General features: G+C 62.7%; 1 protein-coding gene. It reads left to right on the top strand.

Annotated elements, in window-relative coordinates:
* Positions 1 to 53: 53 nt before the first annotated feature.
* On the top strand, positions 54 to 1,313 hold the full coding sequence (locus tag AC3WL8_RS39865; RefSeq protein ID WP_013952233.1) for an IS256 family transposase: 1,260 nt from the start codon (positions 54 to 56) through the stop codon (positions 1,311 to 1,313).
* Positions 1,314 to 1,386: the final 73 nt, after the last annotated feature.

Genomic DNA, 1,386 nt, shown 5'->3' with positions numbered 1-1,386 from the left:
GGACCTGTCAGAAATTTTGTGTTTAGGGCATAACATGTCGATAAGGAGCATGTATGCCACGCAAGACGAAAACCAGCCAAGCCGCAGACCGTGAGCTGCCGGCCATTCCCGAGGACCTGATCGCCCATTTCGTGAAGGGCCCCATGACCGCCGAGGCGGTTCAGGACGCCTCGATGGCGTTCAAGAAGGCCCTGATCGAGCGCGCCTTGGGCGCCGAGCTCGGCCATCACCTGGGCTACCAGCCGGGCGCGGAGCGCCCGGCCGGCACGGCCAACCAGCGCAACGGCAAGAGCGCCAAGACCGTCCTGACCGAGGATGGCCCGCTGAGGGTGGACATCCCGCGCGACCGCGATGGCAGCTTCGATCCGATCCTGATTCCCAAGCACGAACGGCGCTTCACCGGGTTCGACGACAAGATCATCGCCATGTACGCCCGTGGCATGACCGTGCGCGAGATCCAGGCGTTTCTGGCCGAACAGTACGGCACCGAGGTCTCGCCCGAGTTCATCAGCTCGGTGACCGATGCAGTGATGGACGAAGTCACTGCCTGGCAGGCCCGCCCGCTTGAGGTGATGTATCCGGTCGTGTTCTTCGACGCGCTGCGGGTCAAGATGCGTGAGGACGGCGTGGTGCGCAACAAGGCCGTCTACCTGGCCTTGGGCGTGCTGCCGGACGGCACGCGCGACATCCTGGGCCTGTGGATCGAGACCACCGAAGGTGCCAAGTTCTGGATGAAGGTGTTCAACGACCTGAAGACCCGTGGCACCCAGGACATACTGATCGCGGTGACCGATGGTCTTAAGGGCATGGAACAGGCCCTGGCCGCGGTGTTCCCGAACACCACGCTGCAGACCTGCATCGTGCATCTGATCCGGAACAGTTTGGAATACGCCAGTTGGAAGGAGCGCCGGGCCGTGGCTGCGGCGCTCAAGCCCGTGTACACCGCGCCCACCGTGGAGGCTGCGCTGGCCGAGCTGGCGGCCTTCGAGCAAGGGGAATGGGGCAAGCGGTACACCCCGATCGCCGCGTCCTGGCGTCGCGCGTGGGACCAGGTGATCCCGTTCTTTACGTTCCCGCCGGCGATCCGCAAGATCATCTACACGACCAACGCGATCGAGAGCGTCAACGCCCAACTGCGCAAGATCATCAAGACGCGGGGTCACTTCCCCAGCGATGAAGCGGCGACCAAGCTGCTGTGGCTGGCCCTGCGCAACATCACCGGGAAGTGGGGCAGTTCAACGCATGACTGGAAGGCTGCCATGAACCAGTTTGCAATCCTCTACGAGGAGCGCTTCACCCATCCACATCGTTGAGATAATGCTGGCTCACCGGTCGAAATGACGATGAGCCTTTAACTGCCCTGCACACAAAAAAACTGACAGGCCC

The sequence above is a fragment of the Cupriavidus sp. FW305-F7 genome (assembly GCF_058782875.1).
The sequence above is the reverse complement of the archived record's forward strand: the minus strand, read 5'-3'. Positions and strand labels throughout refer to the sequence as shown.

Excerpts from the sequence above, each read along its gene's own strand:
- AC3WL8_RS39865 (WP_013952233.1), top strand. The coding sequence starts at position 54 with ATGCCACGCAAGACGAAAACCAGCCAAGCCGCAGACCGTGAGCTGCCG.